Source organism: Clostridium psychrophilum (genome assembly GCF_018861705.1).
GTDB classification, from domain to species: domain Bacteria; phylum Bacillota; class Clostridia; order Clostridiales; family Clostridiaceae; genus Clostridium_AD; species Clostridium_AD psychrophilum.
Genome location: NZ_JAHLEC010000022.1, coordinates 29,291 through 49,771 on the forward strand (window position 1 = coordinate 29,291; position 20,481 = coordinate 49,771).

Below are 20,481 nucleotides of genomic sequence, written 5' to 3' on the forward strand. Positions count from 1 at the left end.
TACCTCCAACTAAAATAATAAATGCTATTTAATTTTGCTTATTGTTATTTATTGAATTTCGGGTCCAAGGAGTGAAAATATATTGTAGCAAATACAAAAGACCAAATAGTGTCATGCTTAAAATCACTATAATCACAATTACCGCAAAAACTTTATCAAGTTCATATGAATTTTTAGCTCTAATCATATATACTCCAAGCCCTTTATCTCCTCCAAGCCATTCTCCAATAACCGCTCCCATAATGCTATAGGTTGCTGCTATTCTAAGACCTGAAAATAAATTTACAGTAGATGATGGTAACTTTACCATGGTGAAAATTTGAAGTCTACTTGCCCCCATAGTCTTTAAAAGATTTACCATATCTAAGTCAGCTGATTCTAATCCATCAACCAAACTAATTACTATAGGGAAAAAACATACTAGCACTACCACAATAACTTTAGGCAATATACCAAAACCAAACCATATTATAAAAAGTGGTGCTAAGGCAATAATCGGAACGGTTTGAGAAACTACTAAAATTGGGTATATACACTTTTTAATAATCTTTACATTATCCATTAATATAGCTAACAATAATGAAAACAAAATTGATATTATAAACCCAAATAATGCTTCATATATAGTTGCGTAAATATGATTTGTAATATTGGGTAGTATATCAACTAAAGTAATAATAATGTCCTTTGGCGAAGGCAGTATATACTGAGGAACCTTCCACTTGTCTATAGCTATCTGCCATATAAAAAGAATAATCAATTGAAAAAGTATTGGTATAAACTTATTTTCTGTATTTATATACTTTTTCATTCATTGTCACGCCTTCAGCTTTATAATCGATTTTCACCATAGATATAACCCTCGCTGCTCCTTGCTCTACACAAATTTCTTGAGCTTTTGCTACAATTTTTAACAATTTATCTAATTCACCCTCCATTGTAGTTTCCATTGGACCTACCTCATATTTTACACCGCTTGCTTGGATATATTCTATAACCTTATCAACTACTGGATAGATTCTTTCCTCTGTTACAACTGGTATAACCTGAAGACTTACATTTACTACTGACACACTAATTCCCCCTAAAATTTTTTATGAAACTTTATTTAATATCTCAAAACTTATTAATAAAAACAATAAAATAAACCCTCTGCTCATAATAAAGCGAAGGGTTTTATAAACATATAACTTGCACAATTTATGTATTACTAGATAAAACTAATTGCAAATTATTGTTTCCCTACGTTGGCATTATCCAATTCAGGTTATAAGGGTCGAAACTTATATGTTTCTTCTCAGACAAAATTATTGACTCCCCTAGTTTTTAATATTAAATTTAGTTAACATATGTATATGTTAACTAAATTTACTTCTAATGTCAACTTTTCTAAGACATCTTAAAATTCATATATTTTTTATAATATTGTCATCACAAGATGTTTATTCATATATTACTCGTAAGGGGTGGTATGTATGAATATTTCTAATAATATAAAATTTGCAGACATTGTGTTTGAAGGGGGTGGAGTAAAAGGTATTGGTCTTGTAGGTGCCTTAAAAGCATTTGAAAATAATGACTATTGCTGGAAAAATATTTGTGGAAACTCTGCTGGCTCTATTGTAGCTGCACTAGTTGCAGTAGGCTACTGCGCTGAAGAAATAAAAAAATTAATGCTAGAACTTGACTACACTAAAATTACTGACAAAAGTCATTTTAATATACCTATATTGTCTAATACTCTCAATTTGCTTTTTAAAAAAGGAATTTATAAAGGCAATTATATAGAAAATTGGGTTGATGAGATTCTGTCATATAAATTAAAACTTACTAATAAAAATAAAGTTACTTTTGGAGATTTAATTATTCCAGAAGAAAATGGTTTTCTTTTAAGTAATAAAAAATATAAGAGAAAATATAAATTGCATATTATAGCAACAGATATTAGTAACGGGAAAATGATAATTCTGCCAGAAGACATTGCAGAATACGGTATAAATCCTGATGATCTCCAGGTAAGTTTAGCCATCAGAATGAGTGTATCCATTCCATATTTTTTTCAACCAGTTATATTAAATAATATAAATACCAATAAAAAATCATTCGTTGTTGATGGTGGTGTCTTAAGTAATTATCCAGTTTGGTTATTTGATGTAAATGGTGTTCCTCGCTGGCCAACAATAGGTTTTAAACTTGGAGGAAACAAAGAAATACGAGAACATAAAATCACAAATATATTAAATTTCACTTCTTCAATTATAGAAACTATGCTAGAAGCACAGGATGATATCCATATAAAAGAAATGGATTTTCTGCGTACTGTTAAAATTAATACTCTCGATGTCAAAACTACAGATTTTAATATTGGAAGCAAAGAAATTATAGATTTATATAACTCTGGTGAATCTTGTGCTAAAGACTTTCTTAAGAATTGGGACACTGATTATAAAAGATATCAAATGCTAAGAAGCAACTCTTTTAAATAACCAATTATAAAAAATAAATGTATTATGCAGTACTCTATATTAATTTATATCATATAATTTAAAAAACACATAGCAGGCAAATCTTTACCTGTTACGTGTTTCATCTAAGTGGATATTTTACCACCTATAAGTCAGTCTTTACATTTCTTTTTTTATACCTCTACTTAAAGTGTTTTCATAATCTATAAATTCATATACATCTTGATCAAATAAATTACTAAAACTTTTAAGTTCATCTAAATTTAATTCTTCTATAGCTTTTTGTTTTTTCTCACAATTTATTACAATATTGCCTATAACTGCGTGAGCATCTCTAAATGCCATTCCCTTTTTAACAAGATAATCTGCCGCTTCAGTTGCATTTAAAAAACCTTTTTTAACTGCTTTGTGCATATTATCTTTTTTTATTTTTAAAGTTGCGAGCATTTGATTCATAACCTTTATACATTTAAGTACTGTATCAACTGAATCAAAAAAAGGTTCTTTATCTTCTTGCATATCTTTATTATAGGCAAGTGGAATTCCTTTCATAGTTGTAAGCAGGCTCATTAAGTCTCCATACACTCTTCCAGTTTTACCTCTTATTAATTCTGCTGCATCTGGGTTTCTTTTCTGTGGCATTATACTGCTACCTGTCGAGAACTCATCGCTAATTTCAATAAAATTAAACTCTTTAGTACTCCATAAAACTAATTCCTCACTTAACCTACTAAAATGCATCATTATAATAGAAAAGCTTGATAGAAGTTCTAATAAATAATCTCGATCACTTACTCCATCCATAAAATTCTCCACTGGTTTTTTAAACCCTAATTCTTTTGTTGTAAAAGCCCTATCTGTATCGTAGGTTGTTCCAGCAAGAGCACAACATCCAAGAGGATTTTCGTCCATAATTTCAGTGGCACTAGTGAGTCTTTTTTTATCTCGACTAAGCATATTGTAATATGCCATAATATGTTGTCTAAAAGTTACGACCTGGGCTCTTTGCATATGTGTATACCCTGGCATTATAACAGCATTGTCATTTCCCAATTTTTTAATAGTGCTTAAAATAATGTCTAAGTTATCAATAACCTCAAATGCCTTATGCTTAGAATATAATCTCATATCAACTGCAACCTGATCATTTCGACTTCTTGCTGTATGAAGTTTTTTACCCACGTCACCTACAAGTTTTGTAAGATTTATTTCCGTAAAACTGTGAATATCCTCGAAATCACCTTCGATTTTCAGTTTTCCATCTTTAATATCTGACATAATAGAAGTCAATCCTTTAGCTATAGTCATACTTTCAGCATCAGTTAGGATATTACATTTAGCGAGCATTTTAACATGAGCTATACTGCCCATAATATCTTCATAATATAATCTTTTATCAAAACTTAGAGAACTATTAAAATCCTCCATAAGCTTACTTTCTTTCTCAAGGAATCTTCCACCCCAAAGTTTCATACTATCACCTGCTTTACCTTCTGTATATTTTGTAATTATTCTTAATAATTGTTTAAATGTTTATATGCTTTTATTTTGCTTGGTAATGAAAATAAATTAATAAATCCTTCTGCATCTTTATGATCATATAATACACTTGAACCAAATGAAGATATACTTGCATCATATAATGCATTAGGTGATTCTTTACTTGCTACCATAATATTTCCTTTATAAAGCTTTAATTTGACGCTTCCTGTTACAGTTTCTTGAGTTTTGTCTACAAATGCATCAAGAGCTTCTCTCATAGTAGTAAACCAAAGTCCATCATAAACTAATTCTCCATATTCTTGCGCTACTATATATTTAAAGTGAAGTGTAGCCTTGTCTATAGTTATTTCCTCTAGTTCTTTATGTGCTGCATAAAGAACAGTACCACCTGGAGTTTCATATATTCCTCTTGACTTCATTCCTACAAGTCTATTTTCTACTAAATCTACAATTCCTATTCCATTTTCTCCACCAATTTTATTTAATACTTTAACAATATCCATTGGTTCAAGTTCAATTCCGTTTACTTTTTTTGCAATTCCTTTTTCGAAATATATTTCCACATAGACAGGTTCATCTTTAGCTTGCTCTGGAGGTGTAACCATAAGATACATATCACGTTTATGCTCATTTTTAAAATCTTCAATATCTCCACCTTCATGACTTGCATGCCATAAATTTTGATCAACTGAATATATTTTTTCCTTTGTAACTGATGTTTCTATACCTCTAGCATTAGCATAATCTATAGCATCTTCTCTTGATTTAATGTCCCAGATTCTCCAAGGAGCAATTATCTTTATAGAAGGATCAATTGCAGCTATTGCAACTTCAAATCTAACTTGGTCATTTCCTTTACCAGTACATCCGTGACATATATATTTTGCCCCTTCTTTATGAGCGATTTCCACAAGTTTTTTCCCTATTAAGGGTCTTGCAAAGGCTGTACCTAATAAATATTTTCCCTCATAAGTAGCATTTGCTTTAACTCCTTTAAATACGTAATCTTTAATAAACTCAGCAGTTAAATCCTCAATATATATTTTTGCTGCTCCTGATTTTAGAGCCTTTTCTTTAATTGCTTTCATATCATCATCTTGTCCAACATTAATACATGCTGCAATAACATCCATATCATAGTTTTCTTTAAGCCAAGCTATTATTATAGAAGTATCTAATCCTCCTGAATACGCTAAAACAACTTTTTCTTTCATTTTTATTAACCCCTTTCAATTTTAAATTATACAGTTTGATACATTATTTATTAAATAGGTCCTTCCTATAATATCTTATTTAAAAATGCTTTAGTTCTTTGTTCTTTAGGATTTGTGAAGAATTCATCTGGTGTTCCTTCTTCTACTATTTTCCCTCCGTCCATGAATATTACCCTATCTGCCACTTCTTTTGCAAACCCCATTTCATGAGTTACAACAACCATCGTCATACCATCTTTTGCAAGGTTTTTCATTACCCCTAGAACCTCTCCAACAAGTTCTGGATCTAAAGATGATGTAGGCTCATCAAAAAGCATTATGTCTGGTCTCATAGCAAGTGACCTTGCTATAGCTACTCTTTGCATTTGTCCTCCTGATAATTTTGACGGGTAATCATCCATCTTTTCTTTAAGCCCAACTTTCGCAATAATTTCTTTTGCTCTTTTTAATACTTCTTCGCGAGGTTCATGTTTAACAGTAATTGGTGCCTCAATTACATTTTGTAATACAGTCATATGGTGAAATAAATTGAAGTTTTGAAATACCATTCCTACTTTTTCTATGGTATTTCTCATATGTTTTTTGTTTTTTGAATCTAGCTTTTCTCCCTCAATGAAAACCTCTCCACAATTTGGCTGTTCAAGATGATTTAAACACCTTAAAAATGTACTTTTACCCGAGCCAGACGGCCCTAGTATAACTAACACTTCACCCTTTTTAACTGTTACATTTAAATTTTCAAATACAGTTAATGAACCAAATTTTTTAGTCAATTTTTTAGTTTCTATCATATTCACTGCGTCTCACCTCTACTAATATACTGACAGTTTTTTTTCATAATGCGCAAAAACTGTAGTGAAAATTGTTGTCATAAAAAGATATAAACATCCTGCTATAAAAAAAGCTTCCATTGGTCTAAATGTTGATGCAGATAAAATCTGTGCTTTTCTCATAACTTCCGACATGGTAATAGTTGACACCAAAGACGTATCTTTAAGCATTGTTATAAACTCATTACCAACCGACGGAATAATTATTTTAAATGTTTGAGGCAATACCACTCTTTTCATAGTATCAAAATACGTGAATCCCAGTGACTTACATGCTTCAAACTGGCCTTTGTCTACTGAAAGTATTCCGCCTCTTATAATTTCTGCCATATACGCACCTGAATTTAAACTAAGTCCTATTATTGCCGTTTGAAATGGTGAAAGCATAATACCTACAAATGGCAACACATAATAAAAAGCAATTAGTTGAAGAAGCATTGGTGTTCCTCTAAATATCCAGGTATAAAATCCTGCTATACCAACCATTAATTTATTTTTAGATAGTTTCAGTAATGCTGTAACTATCCCTATTAAAGTTCCAAGTACTACTGATATTATTGTTAGTTCTATTGTAAGCAAACTTCCTTGTAATAACACAGGGAACATTTCCTTTAAAATGCTTATATCCATCTTAATCCTCCTAAAATTCCTTTAAAGCAGGTAACAATTATAGATTGTTACCTAGCCTAACTAGCTATTTCTTATATGCATCAAATCCAAACCATTTTTGTGAAATCTTAGAAAGAGTTCCATCGGCTTTTAATTCATTAAGCGCTTTTTGCACAGCTGCTTGTAATTCCTTATCTTGTTTTTTAAATCCAATTCCGATAGGTTCTTTACTAATTTGTTCAGATAATACCTTATATTTACCTGGCTTCTTGGATACATAATATTGGCCAACTTGAGCATCCATAACTACTGCATCTACTCTTCCAATTGATAGGTCCTGGTATGCATCTGTGATTTTGTCATACCTTTTGACTTCCTTAAGTCCCTTCATAGCTGTTGCTGCAGTATCTCCTGTAGAGCCTAGTTGACAAGATACTATTTTGCCTTTTAAATCATCTATTTTTTTTATTTTTGTGTTTCCTTGTTTTATAATTGCAACTTGACCACCCATTACATAAGAATCAGAAAAATTTATACTCTTTTTCCTAGCATCTGTAATACTCATAGCTGAAATTATAACATTAAATTTTGATGATCCAAGAGCTAAAACCATTCCATTAAAATCATTGGTAATATATTCTGTCTTTACTCCTAACTTCTTTCCTACTGCATCTCCCAAATCTACATCAAATCCAACTAATTTATTATTAGCATCCCTAAATTCCATTGGTGGATAAGAATCATCTAATCCTACTGTAAGCTTACCAGCTTTCTTAACTGCTGTTAGAGAATTATTTGTTCCCTTTTTCCCACATCCTACAAGTAATATTCCTGTCATAGTAACTATTAATATAATTGACATTATTTTTTTCAATGATACCATTCCCCCATTTATAATAAAATATTATGAATATTTATACATTCTTATGAATACTGTTTCTTTTGTATTGTTTTCCTTCATTATCCGTTTCTCAATATTTATTATTGATTTAACTCGCTTTCTTTTATTAATTATATATTACTTTTTATAAAAATGCAATGTTTATTTTCTTGTTTTCTAGTTTTATATTCATTTTATACAGTGTTTATGCATATTAAATAATAAAAGTTTGCTAATCTACTTGATTATGATTGTTTTTGTGAATAAAAAAGTTCAAAAGTGCCCTTAGCATCTAAATATGCCAAGGGCACTTCAATTTATAATTTGAGATTTTGTTAAAACAAATAAATGTTATTAATATATTTTTAGGACTTTAGTAATTACTCTGCCATGTCAAACACTTCTAAATTTTCGCTTTTGATATTTTTCTTCATAAGATCTACCAACGCTTTAGCAGTATCTAGTGATGTTATTACCCCAAGCGAACTCTCAATTGCAGTTCTTCTAATTCTAAACCCATCTGTTTTCGAGTCATTTCCTTTAGTAGGTGTATTGATTACCAAATCAATTTGTCTGCTCTTTATAACATCTATTATATTAGGAGTTCCTTCTGTAATTTTTTTAACTTCACTCGCGTTGATACCATTATCTCTTAATAACTTAGCTGTACCCTTCGTTGCTATAAATTTAAAATTAAGCTCATTAAAGGCTTTAGCTATATATAAAAATTCCTCATAATCTTGTGGATTTATTGTTGCGAGTATAACGCCCTTTTCTTTTTTAACCTTCATTCCAGAAGCAATAAGCCCTTTATATAACGCCTCGTCAAAATTTCTTCCTATCCCTAGAACTTCCCCAGTTGATCTCATTTCCGGTCCAAGACACACTTCAACCTCAGGTAGTTTTTGAGTTGAAAATACTGGAACCTTAACTGATACTAATTTCGGTTCTTTGTAAATTCCGAATCCATACCCAAAGTCCTTTAATTTTTCTCCAAGCATTACTCTTGTAGCAAGATCTACTATCGGAACTTTACTAACCTTACTAATATATGGAACTGTACGGCTGGCTCTTGGATTAACTTCTATTATATATAAATCATCCTTAAATTCTATAAATTGAATATTAACCATACCAATTATTTCGAGTCCTATTGCAATTTTCTTTGTGTATTGCAATATTTTTTCTTTTATAGCATCTGATATGTTTTGGCTTGGATACATTGTAATACTATCTCCAGAGTGAACCCCTGCTCTTTCTAAATGTTCCATAATACCTGGTATTAGTATTTCCTCGCCATCACATATAGCATCAACTTCTATTTCTCTACCTAATAAATATCTGTCTATTAAAACGGGATTTTTCTTATCTTTTATGAATGCATTTTTTAGATAATAACTTAATTCATCTTCTTCATAAGTTATTTCCATTCCTTGCCCACCCAATACATAAGACGGTCTTACCAAAACTGGATACCCTAGTTTTCCGGCCTCTATTAGTCCCTCTTTTAAATTCCAAACGGCTTTTCCTTTTGGTCTATTTATATTTAATTTTTCTAGAAGTGCATCAAATTTTTCTCTATCTTCTGCCGCATCTATTTGCTCCGGTTTAGTTCCATATATTGATATATTTTTTTCTTCTAAGAACTTAGCAAGCTTAATAGCAGTTTGACCACCAAACTGAAGAATAACTCCATCTGGTTTTTCTTTCTCAACAATATTAAATACTTCCTCTTCTGTTAACGGTTCAAAATATAATTTATCCGATATATTAAAGTCTGTACTTACAGTTTCCGGATTATTATTTACTATTATAGTTTCAATCCCTAGCTTTTTAAGTGCAAATACACTATGAACGGAAGCATAATCAAACTCAATTCCTTGACCTATCCTTATAGGACCTGAACCTATTACCATAACCTTTTTTCTATTGCTCACTTCAACCTCATCATACTCATCATAAGTTGAGAAGTAATATGGTGATAATGCTTCAAATTCTCCTCCACATGTATCTACCATCTTATACACAGGTTTAATATCCAATGAATTTCTGAGTTCATAAATAACATTTGGACTTGTATTCAATAAATCTGCAATTCCTTTATCCGAAAATCCTTTTTTCTTTAATAGAAGTAACCATTCTTTATTCATATCTTTAAGTGTCGATTTTTTTATCTTTTCTTCTTCATCCACTATCCATTTAACCTTATTTACAAAGAACTTATCTATTCCCGTAATTTCAGAAACCATTTCTACTCTGTAATCACGTCTAAGCATTTCTGCTAAATTAAATATTCTCTCGTCATCAGGTTCCATAACTCTTTTTTTCAATTCTTTTAAACTTCTTTTTACCAAAGAATTATATTGCAACGTATATTGACCAATTTCGAGAGACCTAATTCCTTTTAATAAAGCTGCTTCAAAATTACTCCCTATAGCCATTATTTCACCAGTTGCCATCATTTTTGTGCCTAGTATCCTATTCGCCCCATCAAATTTATCAAAAGGCCATCTAGGAATTTTAACAACAACATAATCCAGAGATGGTTCGAAACATGCATATGTTTTTTGCGTTACTGCATTTTTTATTTCATCTAGCGCATATCCTAACGCTATTTTAGTTGCAACTTTTGCAATGGGATACCCAGTAGCCTTAGATGCTAATGCTGAAGATCTACTTACCCTTGGATTAATTTCTATTACTGCATAATCAAAACTAAATGGATCAAGTGCAAGTTGTACATTGCAACCGCCTTCTATACCTACACTATTTATAATATCTATAGATGCACTTCTAAGCATTTGGTATTCTTTATCAGAAAGAGTTTGACTTGGTGCCACAACAATACTATCGCCTGTATGTATTCCAACAGGATCTATATTTTCCATATTACATATTGTAATGCAATTGCCAAGGGCATCTCTCATTACCTCATATTCTATTTCTTTCCATCCTTTGATACTTTTTTCTAGAAGAACTTGACCTATTGAGCTTAATTGTAATCCTAATTCTAAAATTTCTTTTAATTCTTCCTCAGTATCAGCAATTCCTCCACCACTACCTCCAAGAGTATAAGCTGGTCTTACAATTACGGGATAACCTATATCACTTGCAAGGCTTAATCCAGAAGTCATATCTGTAGCAATTGCACTTTCAACCACAGGCTGATTAATTTCTTGCATTAAGTCTCTAAAAATCTCTCTATCTTCACCTTTCTTTATGGCTTCTATAGATGTTCCAATTACTCTAACATTATATTTTTCTAAAATTCCATTATCAGATAATTCTACAGCTAAGTTTAGCCCAGTTTGTCCACCCATACCTGCAAGTAAACTATCTGGTCTTTCTTTTGCAATAACTTTTTCCAAAAATTCTATAGTTAATGGTTCTATATAGACTTTATCAGCAATCTCTTTGTCTGTCATTATAGTTGCTGGATTACTGTTTACAAGTACAACTTCTACACCTTCTTCTTCTAATGCTTGGCATGCTTGCGTTCCGGAATAATCGAACTCCGCCGCTTGACCTATTATTATTGGACCCGATCCAATTACTAAAACTTTCTTGATGCTCTTATCTAATGGCATATAAATCCTCCAATATTATTTATTTGAATGTTCCTTTATGTATGTGTTTATTTATTAAATATAAAAACAGTTTAAGTTTCTACTCTGTTAATGAAAGAAATTTATCAAAAATTACGTCAATGTCTCTAGGCCCAGGGCAAGCTTCTGGATGAAACTGCACGCTAGAAATTGGAAGAGTTTTATGTTTCATGCCTTCTATTGTTCCATCATTCACACTTACATGCGTAATTACCATATTTTCAGGAAGCTTACTTACATAATATCCATGGTTTTGTGATGTGATGTAAACTTTATTTTCTTCAATATCTTTAACTGGGTGATTGCAACCTCTGTGCCCAAATTTAAGTTTAGCAGTTTGTCCCCCAAGAGCTAATGCTAAAAGTTGATGTCCAAGACATATTCCAACTATTGGCTTTTTGCCTATAATTTCTTTTAACGTCTTAATTACATCTTGTAAATCCTTTGGGTCTCCAGGTCCATTTGATAAAAAAACTAAGTCTGGATTAACCTTTAATATATCTTTTGCTGTGACGTCTGCCGGAAATATTGTTAATTTACAATTTCTTTGTTTAAACGAACGAATTATATTTTCTTTTATTCCAAAGTCCATAATAGCAACATGTTTACCCCTGCCCTCAATTGTGTGGCAATCTTTTGTAGTAACATTCATTACTGCATCTCTATTACTGAAGTTGTTTAATTTTTTCTCAATTTCACTTTTGCTAAGCTCACATGTTGCAATAATACCTTTCATAGTACCATTTTTTCTAAGTATTTTAGTTAATGCTCTTGTATCAATTCCTTCAAGTCCTATTATTTTATTCTGCTTTAAATATCCATCAAGCTCCATTTCACATCTAAAGTTGTTTGGATAATTACATTTTTCTCTTACAATGAAACCTTTCACTTTGGGAGACTTAGACTCAAAATCCTCTAAATTAATTCCATAGTTACCAATGAGAGGATATGTCATAGTTACTATTTGTCCATAATAAGATGGATCCGTTAGAATTTCTTCATAACCTGTCATGCCTGTATTAAAAACAACTTCCCCAACACTTTCCTCTAAATATCCAAACAAATTACCTTCAAATACTATACCGTTCTCTAAAATTAACTTACCTTTCATATAAAATCCTCCTTAGATTGCCTAAAAGTATATATCTCCCTAATATAATAATAAAGATAACAAAATGACTATTAATATAGTCAATCTGTTACCCCTCTTAATATGTTAATAATATTTATTAACAAAATAAAAAACATACTTACAGTTTTATTTTTACAATCAATAACTGTATTACATTTAATAGTATTCAATTCAAAATTGGCAGAACAAAAAACACATTTCATAATAATTTATACTCCTTTCTAGCCTCACAGGACTAACTTAAAAGTGTACTTTTTCCTTTTAAATCTTTTTTAATTTTATTACTTTTATATTTATAATTTCTTTCATTCTAAGTTAAATTTTATAATTTGTCAATGCATAATTATAGTTTTTTATTGCAACTTTATTCAAATTCAACAGTTTATTAACAATATATGTAACTATTTTTAGTCCAATATAATATCCCGAGTCCTCAGTTTCACGGATAATGTGCTAATATAAACAAAACAAAAACAAGATATGTAAACGATGTTGTTTAAAGAGTTTTATGTATAATTATACTAAGTTATCTCATAATTTATATGTTTCTTTTATACGTTTATATCTGTAATAATATTCACGTAAAGTGTCTCTTATCATTACTTAGCTATCTTAATAGTGATATATTATATTATATTTTCTTAGTTCTTTTTTAGATCTGTTTCTGTATAATATACAATGCCTAGTGCACCAGGTCCAACATGAGTTCCTATTACAGGTCCAATTGGAGCTATGTCTATTTTTCTACCAACGCATTCTTCAACTATTTTTGCAAAAACCAATGCTCCTTCCACATCATTAATGTGATGGATCATTACATCACCTAATCCATGTTTTGTTATATCTTCTTTAAATTCATCAATCATAGTTTGTATGGCACGTTTTTTTGTTCTTACTTTATTAAACAATTCCGTTCTACCATTTACTACCGTAAGTATAGGTTTTATTTGAAAAATAGTGCCCAAAAGTGCGCTTGCGCCACCAATTCTACCGCCTTTTTTTAAATACTCTAAGGTGCTTGGAATAAACATAAATTTGCTTCTTTTTATATTATCCTTTACTAAATTAACTATTTCATCTATTGATTTATTTTGTTTTGCTGCTTTTGCAGCTACTAGTGCAGCAAAACCTAATTGCATGCAATTTGATCTAGAATCTATAATTTCAATTGTTGCATTTGGATATTTTTCAATTATCATCCTCTTAGCAATACACGCATTAGAATAAGTTCCGCTCATATCTGATGAAAGAAATACCCCCACCACATCATTATTGTTTTGTATCTGCCTTTCTATTGTGCTGTACATTTCATCAAGTGATGGCTGAGATGAGGTAGGCATACTTGAGCTTTTTTCTAATTTTCCATAAAAGCTTTCATTTTTAATATTAGCTTCCTTGAACTCCTCTTTTTCAAAGATAACACTTAATGAAACTATAGAAATATCATATTTTTCTATCAAGTTACTATTTATATATGAAGTACTATCAGTTACTATTTTAACAGCCATTATTTATCCCTCACTAACTAATTATTAACAACTAAACATATTATACTACAGTATTCTAATTAACAATACTATAAAAAAGCTTAATATTCTTAATACTTTATAGTAAAAAAATATCTTTGTACAATTTAAATCTCATAAAAGTAGATTATATGAACAAGTATATTATATTTATGTCCACAATTGATAATCATGTTTCGTAAAATGTTAAATTATTTTAAATTTTCACTTATAACACTCAGCTATTTTATAATATTATGTTATACTTATACTGTAAAAAGTAGGTGGTATAAATAATTCAGTTAATTGTGTCATTTCAAATGAATAATAAAAATTTAGTATAACCAATAAAAAACAAAGGGAGGTGCTGCATAAATATAGGTTAAGCAATAAATTTCTACCTATATTTGCGAGCAGAACGAAATGAATAAAGATGATGAAGAAATTAAGAAAGACAATAAAGAAGAAAAAGACAATAGCGAAATTATAAATAAATTGTATGTAAATAAAACCATTCCAGAAAAAGAGACTTCAGACACCGAACATGCTAATGTAACGAAGTTAAACCAAGGCGATGATAGTGAAAAATACATAAAGGAAATGCATGATTTAGCCGATAAAAATGAGTTTAAAAACAATGTGGTTGTTGTAGGACTTCTCATAGTTGTAGTATCTATAATAGTATTCTCACTTTTTATGAATACATCAATAATGAAACCCAAAACAAATGTGGTTGCCAATAAACCTGTTACAAAAAATTCAAATACAATTAAACCTACTAAAACTAAAGCTGTCACTAAAGTTGCCAAAACTAGCACTATAAAACCTATTATAGCTCCAACAAAAATATATAACTATTTAAAGATAGAAGCAAATCGAAACGTTGTTTTAAAAAAAGCAGTTAAACTAAATGGTGGAAAAACAAAAGGTGTTAATATATATCTCTTATCAGAAATTTTGAGATCTAATTCCATTGCCATTCCTGCTAAAACAACAACTGTAAAACAATTGAGTGATTCTCTAATTTCTATTGGATGGAAAAAAGATACTCGCTTTAATCAATTAAAACCCGGTGATATATGTTTCACCACAGATATGCCAGGAAAAGCAGGTTCACCTTCCCATTCATATGTATTTATGAGCTGGGTAAAAAATGGTAAAACTGACTATGCTAATATATGCGATGGACAACTTGATGAGTTTACTAATATACTTCATAAAAGAAATCTATCAGTTACAACTACAACAAAAGATAAATTTAGTTATTATCTCAGAAAATAAAAATAGTACCTCAGAAATTTCTGAGGTACTATTTTTATAGTTAAGCCTCCTCTTTTTTATAAAGTTCTATAGCTTTGTTTAAATAAAATAAAGAACCATGGATATCAGAACTAAAAAATAATTTCATATTTATTGTTCTCCCATCACAAACTATTTTTTGTGTTTTATAATTCCTACAGCAGTGCCAATAATAAATGTATCTTCACTATCAACAACAATAGGCTGATAGTTTTCATTTGCTGGCATAAGCAATATCTTGTCCTTGCTTATGGAAAGCCTTTTTAATGTAGCATTTCCACCTATGTCTACTGCTACAATATCATTATTGTTTGCAGTTTGTTCTTGACGTATTATCACATAATCTCCATGATTAATATTAGCACCAATCATACTATCTCCTTTAACCTTTAAAATAAATGGGTTTTTTACTCCTCTTAACCAAAACTTTGGGATATAAAAATTACCTTCTATTTCTGAGTTGATAAGTATAGGTTCACCAGCTGCTATGTCACTGAAAACGGGAATTTCTAATAATTCTTCATTTAAATACTCATAATCACCTTTTTCATCATTAACTATAATATCTGATACTCTACTATAATCTCTCATAAAATCATATGCTCTATTATGTCTTATATCACAGTACTTAAAATTCTCCAATCCATTAACATCTAATTTTTCATTTACTATATTCTTATTTTTTGTCACAATCTTTTCTTGTGTTTTATAATTGCTTTTAAATATATAAGATTTTACCTTTTCTCCTAAGGGTCTAGCATTAACTCTTTTTCCTTTTACCATCCAAGAATTAGTATTGTGAGCTCTATCAACGTCAACAATAAACATCATGCTAGAATAAGCCTTTTGTTTAAATATTGCATTAACAAAATCCAACTGTATCTTAGTTAGATTATTAGTTTTGTCAATTATTATATGAGAATATTTATCGTCTACAATTATTTTTGCCATTTTCAGAGCATAAACATTCATATCCTCAGTATCAATTAAATTCTTTAATCTAAGCTTTTTATTATAGGTAAGCATGAGTTCAAATATTGCCTTTCTAGCACTAGAATTTTTAAGAATTTTTTGTGGTCCTTTACCTTTTCCGCATCTTCTTCCTGTTCTATTTACTTGTAAATAGAACTCAAGATTTAAATAGTCACAACTTTTCATCCACTTTACTTCTTCTACAAAAAAGCCAGCATAATCAGTATGTAATATTCTTAATTTTGGATAAATACTTTTAATCTCCAGTATACATTCTTTCATAATACTTTCTTTTTTTATTTTGTCTAAAATTATCTCATCATTAAGTTTATATTTACTTTTATACTTCATAAAATATGTATGTAAAATGGTTTTCAATGTAACCACATGTAATTTTCTTTCTTTATTAGAAAATAAAGTTAAATAATCTAATCTAGTTTCTTCTTTCGCTCTATTATATGTTGTTTTAATATGATTTATATCTTCATCTTTAGATGCTAACATTAATATTTTATCCTCTTGATATAAGCAATAATTATTTTCCAAATAAAGGCTTCTATAAATAGCTACTGTTGTTTTACCTGTTCCTTCATTTCCTTTAATTAAGCTGTATCTTAAGGGTTTGTCATGAATTATTTTTTCTTGTTGCATACTTAATTCCATTTAATTACCTCCAAAGTGGACATACTAATAGTATACAATAATAATAACCTTAAAGTAAAACTTTTATCAAATTAGTTATGCGCTAGAATTGAATATATTGTTTTTGTAATACCATAAATTTTGAACTATAGTAAAAATTAAATAGACAAATATAAATAAAAGTTACCAATATTACAAAGTCTGAATTATGAATATCTACACATATTTTCTGAGCATACTAAGTTATAGATTAATTAATTTAACAAAATACAATCAACTAGAGGTGATTTACATGGAACGAAAAATGTTAAGTATTATTATTTCATCAATGCTCTTTGTTAACTATTTTTCAAGTATTGCTTATGGCAACGAATTAAAAAGTGATTTAAATAAAGTTTCTAAAAATCAATCTATCAAATGCCTTAACAAATGTAATACTAACATACCTACAATATATGATTTTTTTAATGATGTGTTTATTAATAAAAATAATGATGGATTAAGTACTAAAGAATATAGTTGGTATTTTCAACCCCGTAATGACAATACTCCTCCTCAAGGTCCCAAGGAAAACAGTGAAATCATGTCAAAATACGGGTGCTATTATTTAGGTGATACATCAAAAAAAATATTATACCTAACTTTTGATGAAGGTTACGAAGCTGGATATACCCTCCCAATTTTAGATATTCTAAAAAAACATAATGTAAAAGCCGCATTTTTTGTTGTAAAACCATATATTACATCTAATCCTGAAATAATTAAAAAGATGGTAGCTGATGGACACTTAGTATGTAATCATAGCAATCACCATCCTTCAATGGCTTCTATAAAAGATGAAGGTAAATTCAATAAAGAACTGTCTGATGTGGAAGATGCATACGAAAATATTATTCACAAAAAAATGTCTAAATATTTCAGACCACCAATGGGAAGGTATAGTGAATTGTCTTTAAAATACACTAAAGACTATGGATATAAAACTGTATTTTGGAGTTTTGCTTATATGGATTGGATTAAGGATAAACAACCCTCACATGAGGATGCCGAAAAACGCATCATGGAAAGAACCCACAACGGTGGTATTATGCTATTACATACGGTGTCAAAAACTAACGCTGAAATACTAGATAATATAATTACTAATTGGGAAAATCAAGGATATCAGTTAAAAACTCTAGATGAATTACCTGTTAAACATTAGAATAATTTCCTACTTTTAATCTCCTGCAATATTGAAAACAATTTATAAATCAAAAAAATAACATAAAAGAATCTACTCTATATTAAGCTGATAACAGTTTATATAAAGTAGGTTTCTTTTATGTTATTTAAAGCTTATTTTCTATTTTAATAAAATCAAGCAAAATGTCAATATGAAGATGCTGATCTAGCTGATGATGTTGCTACATTTGCTGCCGCCAAAGTAGTTATAATTTGTACTTCAATTAATGCTTCAATAGAAATTTGCTTCTTTAATTTAATAAATTTTTTATTGTTTTTTATGTTTTGTATATAAACATCACTGACTAAAGCTACTGCAGTATATAAATAAGTCTCCTTTGTTAACCATCTATATTTTTTATTAGATTTAATTGTTTTTACAACTTCGATAACTTGCTTTAATGCGTTATATCCTTCATCACCAAAAACTGTTAGTAATCCTATTGCTGCATATCCACCGTGATACACCTTTATCTTATTTTCTTTAAGCGAGTTAAGCATTGTTTTACATCTTGATACCTTAATTTCATTATCTTCCTTACAAAATCCTAATATATGAGATAATATTTTTAATTCATTATTCTTTTTAAACCCATTTGTGTTTAATAATTTATAACATTCTTCCATATTATCTATAATATTATTAACTGAGTTATCCGAATTAGCTAAAAATATAGAAAGTGGATAATCCTCTCTTCTGGTTAACCATTTACGATTCTTTTTCAATTTCTTGTATATATCGATAGCTTTATTTATTCTCGTTTCAGATTGTTCTTCTTCACATGTAACTAATAAAACATAGCTCGATAATGGCAAAAATATACTGTTTTTGAATCCTGCATTTTTCATTCTTTTACCATACTTAAATATTTTATTAAATTTCTGTTTGGGATCACCATATTTAGATGCAAGCAATCCTGACAAAATCGTCATAGTAGCGCCTCTATACGAAGAGATTATATTTGTAGTTTTCTTGATATGTTTTCTTACATCTTGGATTTTTTCTTTATTAAATTCTTTTTTATTTAATGTATAAGTTAATGCTACAAAATGATTAGTTGATCGCTGTTGCCCTTTATATTGCATAGACACTTGGCTAAGCAAACCACTTAACCTATCTAGCCTTTCTTTAACTAGCTTCTCCATGATATATAATCCTCCATAAACCTTTTTTTATATAATCTTATTTATTTGATGTTAATATAACAATTTATGTACTTTAAAATCAATTATGCAGGCACCACTTTCTTGTCAACAAATGAATTATATATTAAACCTAGTATAATTAATAATCCTCCTATAATCTTTCCTTTTGAAACAAACCCATCTTTAAAAAAATCAATAAGTACACCTGTAAAAAGTTGACCCATAAATATAAGTAAAGTAGTATAAATAGTAGGTATTTTAGGAATTATAATTTTTTCTTTCCTAAATATTAAAACTGTAACTACAACAAAAAGCCCTACTATATGAATTATTAATATTGAAATATACTGATTTGTATAATTTGATAAAATTCCATTAAACGTAACCATTATAGCAATTAATATACCTATAAGTACCGCAGATGCTTTATACATCAGTCTTCCCACATTTTGAAATTATTCCTTATATTTCTCTATAAGGCTAACATATAAGTGTTTATAAATATATATACTGCAATTAGATACTATTCTATACCTTTTATACTATACAAACCCTTAAATATAACTGGACATTTAGAACTGATACACCGAGCTACTACTAACTATAAATTAACTACACCTTTGCTCGAAATGTTTAGAATATAATTTTATTAAAGGGTATATTCCCAACAAGTTTGTTCAATTGTATGGTTATATACCCTTAACTCTCATTTGAATCACAATCCTAATAATTAATATAATTTTTAATGGATTTCAAATTAATCATTCATATATGAACAGCAACTCAACTATCTAATTCCATTCATTTTACCTTTCAGTGCTTTTACTCGTCCATTCACATAATTAGTAAGTTCACGTATATTATCTTTTATTTCAGTTGGAGCACTAGTAACCATTGTAATTATATCTAGTTTATTACCTTTTATTTCTTTAGCTACTTCATAAGCCAAACATTTATTTTTCATTTTCCAATAAGTAACGTTAAATTGATCTGCTTGACGTTTATTATAATATCCTTTCTCAATACCAAATTGAAATAAATCCGCTGCTGACTCTAATTCTTCTAAATCCTCAACATCCATTGTTTCATTAACTAAATCTTGAAATGTTTTCATTATAGCTCTCCTTTTTAACAGGTAATATTATATACAGTTTATAATTATTATTAGTCTAAATATCGCCTAGTTGTTTATTTTTAGAAAGTCACTCTTAACCAAATCTTTCCCACAACTTTTATATTTTAACACATATCAAAGAGTATTTAAATTATATCTATAATAATTTTATTCCACTATGGTTATTCTGTCAAATTAGTAAATATTCTAAAACTATAAAAGAATCAATTATATGATTAAGCCACAAAAAGCTATATTTTCTCCGGTAGGAGTTAAGCTATTTCAAATTTTAGGCTATGCCTCTTGAAAATATTGTAAATTAATATGAAAATTTCAATAAA

General features: G+C 29.3%; 17 protein-coding genes and 1 riboswitch. Of the genes, 3 read left to right on the plus strand and 14 right to left on the minus strand.

Going from position 1 to position 20,481, the window contains the following annotated elements:
• Positions 1-28: 28 nt before the first annotated feature.
• On the minus strand, positions 29-811 hold the full coding sequence (locus KPL38_RS07100; protein ID WP_216288451.1) for an ABC transporter permease: 783 nt from the start codon (positions 809-811) through the stop codon (positions 29-31).
• On the minus strand, positions 783-1,073 hold the full coding sequence (locus KPL38_RS07105; protein WP_216288452.1) for a thiamine-binding protein: 291 nt from the start codon (positions 1,071-1,073) through the stop codon (positions 783-785). Before KPL38_RS07105 ends, KPL38_RS07100 begins: the two co-directional genes overlap by 29 nt.
• Positions 1,074-1,221: 148 nt before the next feature.
• Positions 1,222-1,331: riboswitch (TPP riboswitch) on the minus strand.
• Between the two features lie 144 nt (positions 1,332-1,475).
• Between KPL38_RS07105 and KPL38_RS07110 the strand changes: the two genes are divergently transcribed.
• Entirely contained in the window at positions 1,476-2,486 is a 1,011-nt protein-coding gene (locus tag KPL38_RS07110; protein WP_216288453.1) for a patatin-like phospholipase family protein, read from the plus strand.
• Between the two features lie 138 nt (positions 2,487-2,624).
• On the opposite strand, the gene argH is transcribed toward KPL38_RS07110, so the two are convergent.
• From argH to KPL38_RS07150, 8 genes are all read right to left on the minus strand, one after another.
• Positions 2,625-3,938 (minus strand): argininosuccinate lyase, encoded by a 1,314-nt coding sequence (argH, locus tag KPL38_RS07115; RefSeq protein WP_216288454.1) that lies wholly within the window; start codon positions 3,936-3,938, stop codon positions 2,625-2,627.
• A 41-nt stretch (positions 3,939-3,979) separates the two neighbouring features.
• Positions 3,980-5,182 (minus strand): argininosuccinate synthase, encoded by a 1,203-nt coding sequence (locus KPL38_RS07120; protein WP_216288455.1) that lies wholly within the window; start codon positions 5,180-5,182, stop codon positions 3,980-3,982.
• Between the two features lie 65 nt (positions 5,183-5,247).
• Positions 5,248-5,979: an amino acid ABC transporter ATP-binding protein gene (locus KPL38_RS07125; RefSeq protein ID WP_312884169.1), complete on the minus strand. Its 732-nt coding sequence runs from the start codon at positions 5,977-5,979 to the stop codon at positions 5,248-5,250.
• Between the two features lie 15 nt (positions 5,980-5,994).
• The gene (locus KPL38_RS07130) at positions 5,995-6,642 is read right to left on the minus strand and encodes an amino acid ABC transporter permease (protein ID WP_216288456.1); all 648 of its coding nucleotides are present in this window, start codon (positions 6,640-6,642) and stop codon (positions 5,995-5,997) included.
• A gap of 64 nt (positions 6,643-6,706) precedes the next feature.
• Complete coding sequence (locus KPL38_RS07135; protein ID WP_246577853.1) at positions 6,707-7,495, minus strand: ABC transporter substrate-binding protein; 789 nt, start codon at positions 7,493-7,495, stop codon at positions 6,707-6,709.
• 386 nt (positions 7,496-7,881) lie between these two features.
• Positions 7,882-11,088, minus strand: coding sequence for a carbamoyl-phosphate synthase large subunit (gene carB / locus KPL38_RS07140; protein WP_216288458.1), 3,207 nt, complete (start codon positions 11,086-11,088; stop codon positions 7,882-7,884).
• Between the two features lie 79 nt (positions 11,089-11,167).
• Positions 11,168-12,217, minus strand: a complete 1,050-nt coding sequence (locus KPL38_RS07145; RefSeq protein WP_216288459.1) for a carbamoyl phosphate synthase small subunit — start codon at positions 12,215-12,217, stop codon at positions 11,168-11,170.
• 662 nt (positions 12,218-12,879) lie between these two features.
• A complete protein-coding gene (locus tag KPL38_RS07150; RefSeq protein ID WP_216288460.1) occupies positions 12,880-13,746 on the minus strand; it encodes a fatty acid kinase binding subunit FakB in 867 nt (288 codons plus the stop codon).
• 420 nt (positions 13,747-14,166) lie between these two features.
• Here KPL38_RS07150 and KPL38_RS07155 point away from each other — a divergent pair, with 420 nt between their 5' ends.
• Positions 14,167-15,024 (plus strand): hypothetical protein, encoded by an 858-nt coding sequence (locus tag KPL38_RS07155; RefSeq protein WP_216288461.1) that lies wholly within the window; start codon positions 14,167-14,169, stop codon positions 15,022-15,024.
• Between the two features lie 150 nt (positions 15,025-15,174).
• Here KPL38_RS07155 and KPL38_RS07160 read toward each other — a convergent pair whose 3' ends face one another.
• Entirely contained in the window at positions 15,175-16,677 is a 1,503-nt protein-coding gene (locus tag KPL38_RS07160; protein WP_216288462.1) for a S24 family peptidase, read from the minus strand.
• A gap of 271 nt (positions 16,678-16,948) precedes the next feature.
• On the opposite strand from KPL38_RS07160, the gene pdaA reads away from it, so the two are divergent.
• Positions 16,949-17,860, plus strand: coding sequence for a delta-lactam-biosynthetic de-N-acetylase (gene pdaA / locus KPL38_RS07165; protein WP_216288463.1), 912 nt, complete (start codon positions 16,949-16,951; stop codon positions 17,858-17,860).
• A gap of 167 nt (positions 17,861-18,027) precedes the next feature.
• Here pdaA and KPL38_RS07170 read toward each other — a convergent pair whose 3' ends face one another.
• From KPL38_RS07170 to KPL38_RS07180, 3 genes are all read right to left on the minus strand, one after another.
• On the minus strand, positions 18,028-19,026 hold the full coding sequence (locus tag KPL38_RS07170) for a DUF4003 family protein (RefSeq protein WP_216288464.1): 999 nt from the start codon (positions 19,024-19,026) through the stop codon (positions 18,028-18,030).
• An 83-nt stretch (positions 19,027-19,109) separates the two neighbouring features.
• Positions 19,110-19,460: a DMT family transporter gene (locus KPL38_RS07175; protein ID WP_216288465.1), complete on the minus strand. Its 351-nt coding sequence runs from the start codon at positions 19,458-19,460 to the stop codon at positions 19,110-19,112.
• A gap of 353 nt (positions 19,461-19,813) precedes the next feature.
• Positions 19,814-20,140 (minus strand): hypothetical protein, encoded by a 327-nt coding sequence (locus KPL38_RS07180; RefSeq protein ID WP_216288466.1) that lies wholly within the window; start codon positions 20,138-20,140, stop codon positions 19,814-19,816.
• Between the last annotated feature and the right edge of the window lie 341 nt (positions 20,141-20,481).

Coding starts and splice junctions, on each gene's coding strand:
- KPL38_RS07175 (WP_216288465.1), bottom strand. CDS start 19,460: ATGTATAAAGCATCTGCGGTACTTATAGGTATATTAATTGCTATAATG.
- KPL38_RS07110 (WP_216288453.1), top strand. CDS start 1,476: ATGAATATTTCTAATAATATAAAATTTGCAGACATTGTGTTTGAAGGG.
- KPL38_RS07145 (WP_216288459.1), bottom strand. CDS start 12,217: ATGAAAGGTAAGTTAATTTTAGAGAACGGTATAGTATTTGAAGGTAAT.
- KPL38_RS07155 (WP_216288461.1), top strand. CDS start 14,167: ATGAATAAAGATGATGAAGAAATTAAGAAAGACAATAAAGAAGAAAAA.
- pdaA (WP_216288463.1), top strand. CDS start 16,949: ATGGAACGAAAAATGTTAAGTATTATTATTTCATCAATGCTCTTTGTT.
- KPL38_RS07170 (WP_216288464.1), bottom strand. CDS start 19,026: ATGGAGAAGCTAGTTAAAGAAAGGCTAGATAGGTTAAGTGGTTTGCTT.
- KPL38_RS07160 (WP_216288462.1), bottom strand. CDS start 16,677: ATGGAATTAAGTATGCAACAAGAAAAAATAATTCATGACAAACCCTTA.
- KPL38_RS07180 (WP_216288466.1), bottom strand. CDS start 20,140: ATGAAAACATTTCAAGATTTAGTTAATGAAACAATGGATGTTGAGGAT.
- KPL38_RS07130 (WP_216288456.1), bottom strand. CDS start 6,642: ATGGATATAAGCATTTTAAAGGAAATGTTCCCTGTGTTATTACAAGGA.
- carB (WP_216288458.1), bottom strand. CDS start 11,088: ATGCCATTAGATAAGAGCATCAAGAAAGTTTTAGTAATTGGATCGGGT.
- argH (WP_216288454.1), bottom strand. CDS start 3,938: ATGAAACTTTGGGGTGGAAGATTCCTTGAGAAAGAAAGTAAGCTTATG.
- KPL38_RS07150 (WP_216288460.1), bottom strand. CDS start 13,746: ATGGCTGTTAAAATAGTAACTGATAGTACTTCATATATAAATAGTAAC.
- KPL38_RS07120 (WP_216288455.1), bottom strand. CDS start 5,182: ATGAAAGAAAAAGTTGTTTTAGCGTATTCAGGAGGATTAGATACTTCT.
- KPL38_RS07100 (WP_216288451.1), bottom strand. CDS start 811: ATGAAAAAGTATATAAATACAGAAAATAAGTTTATACCAATACTTTTT.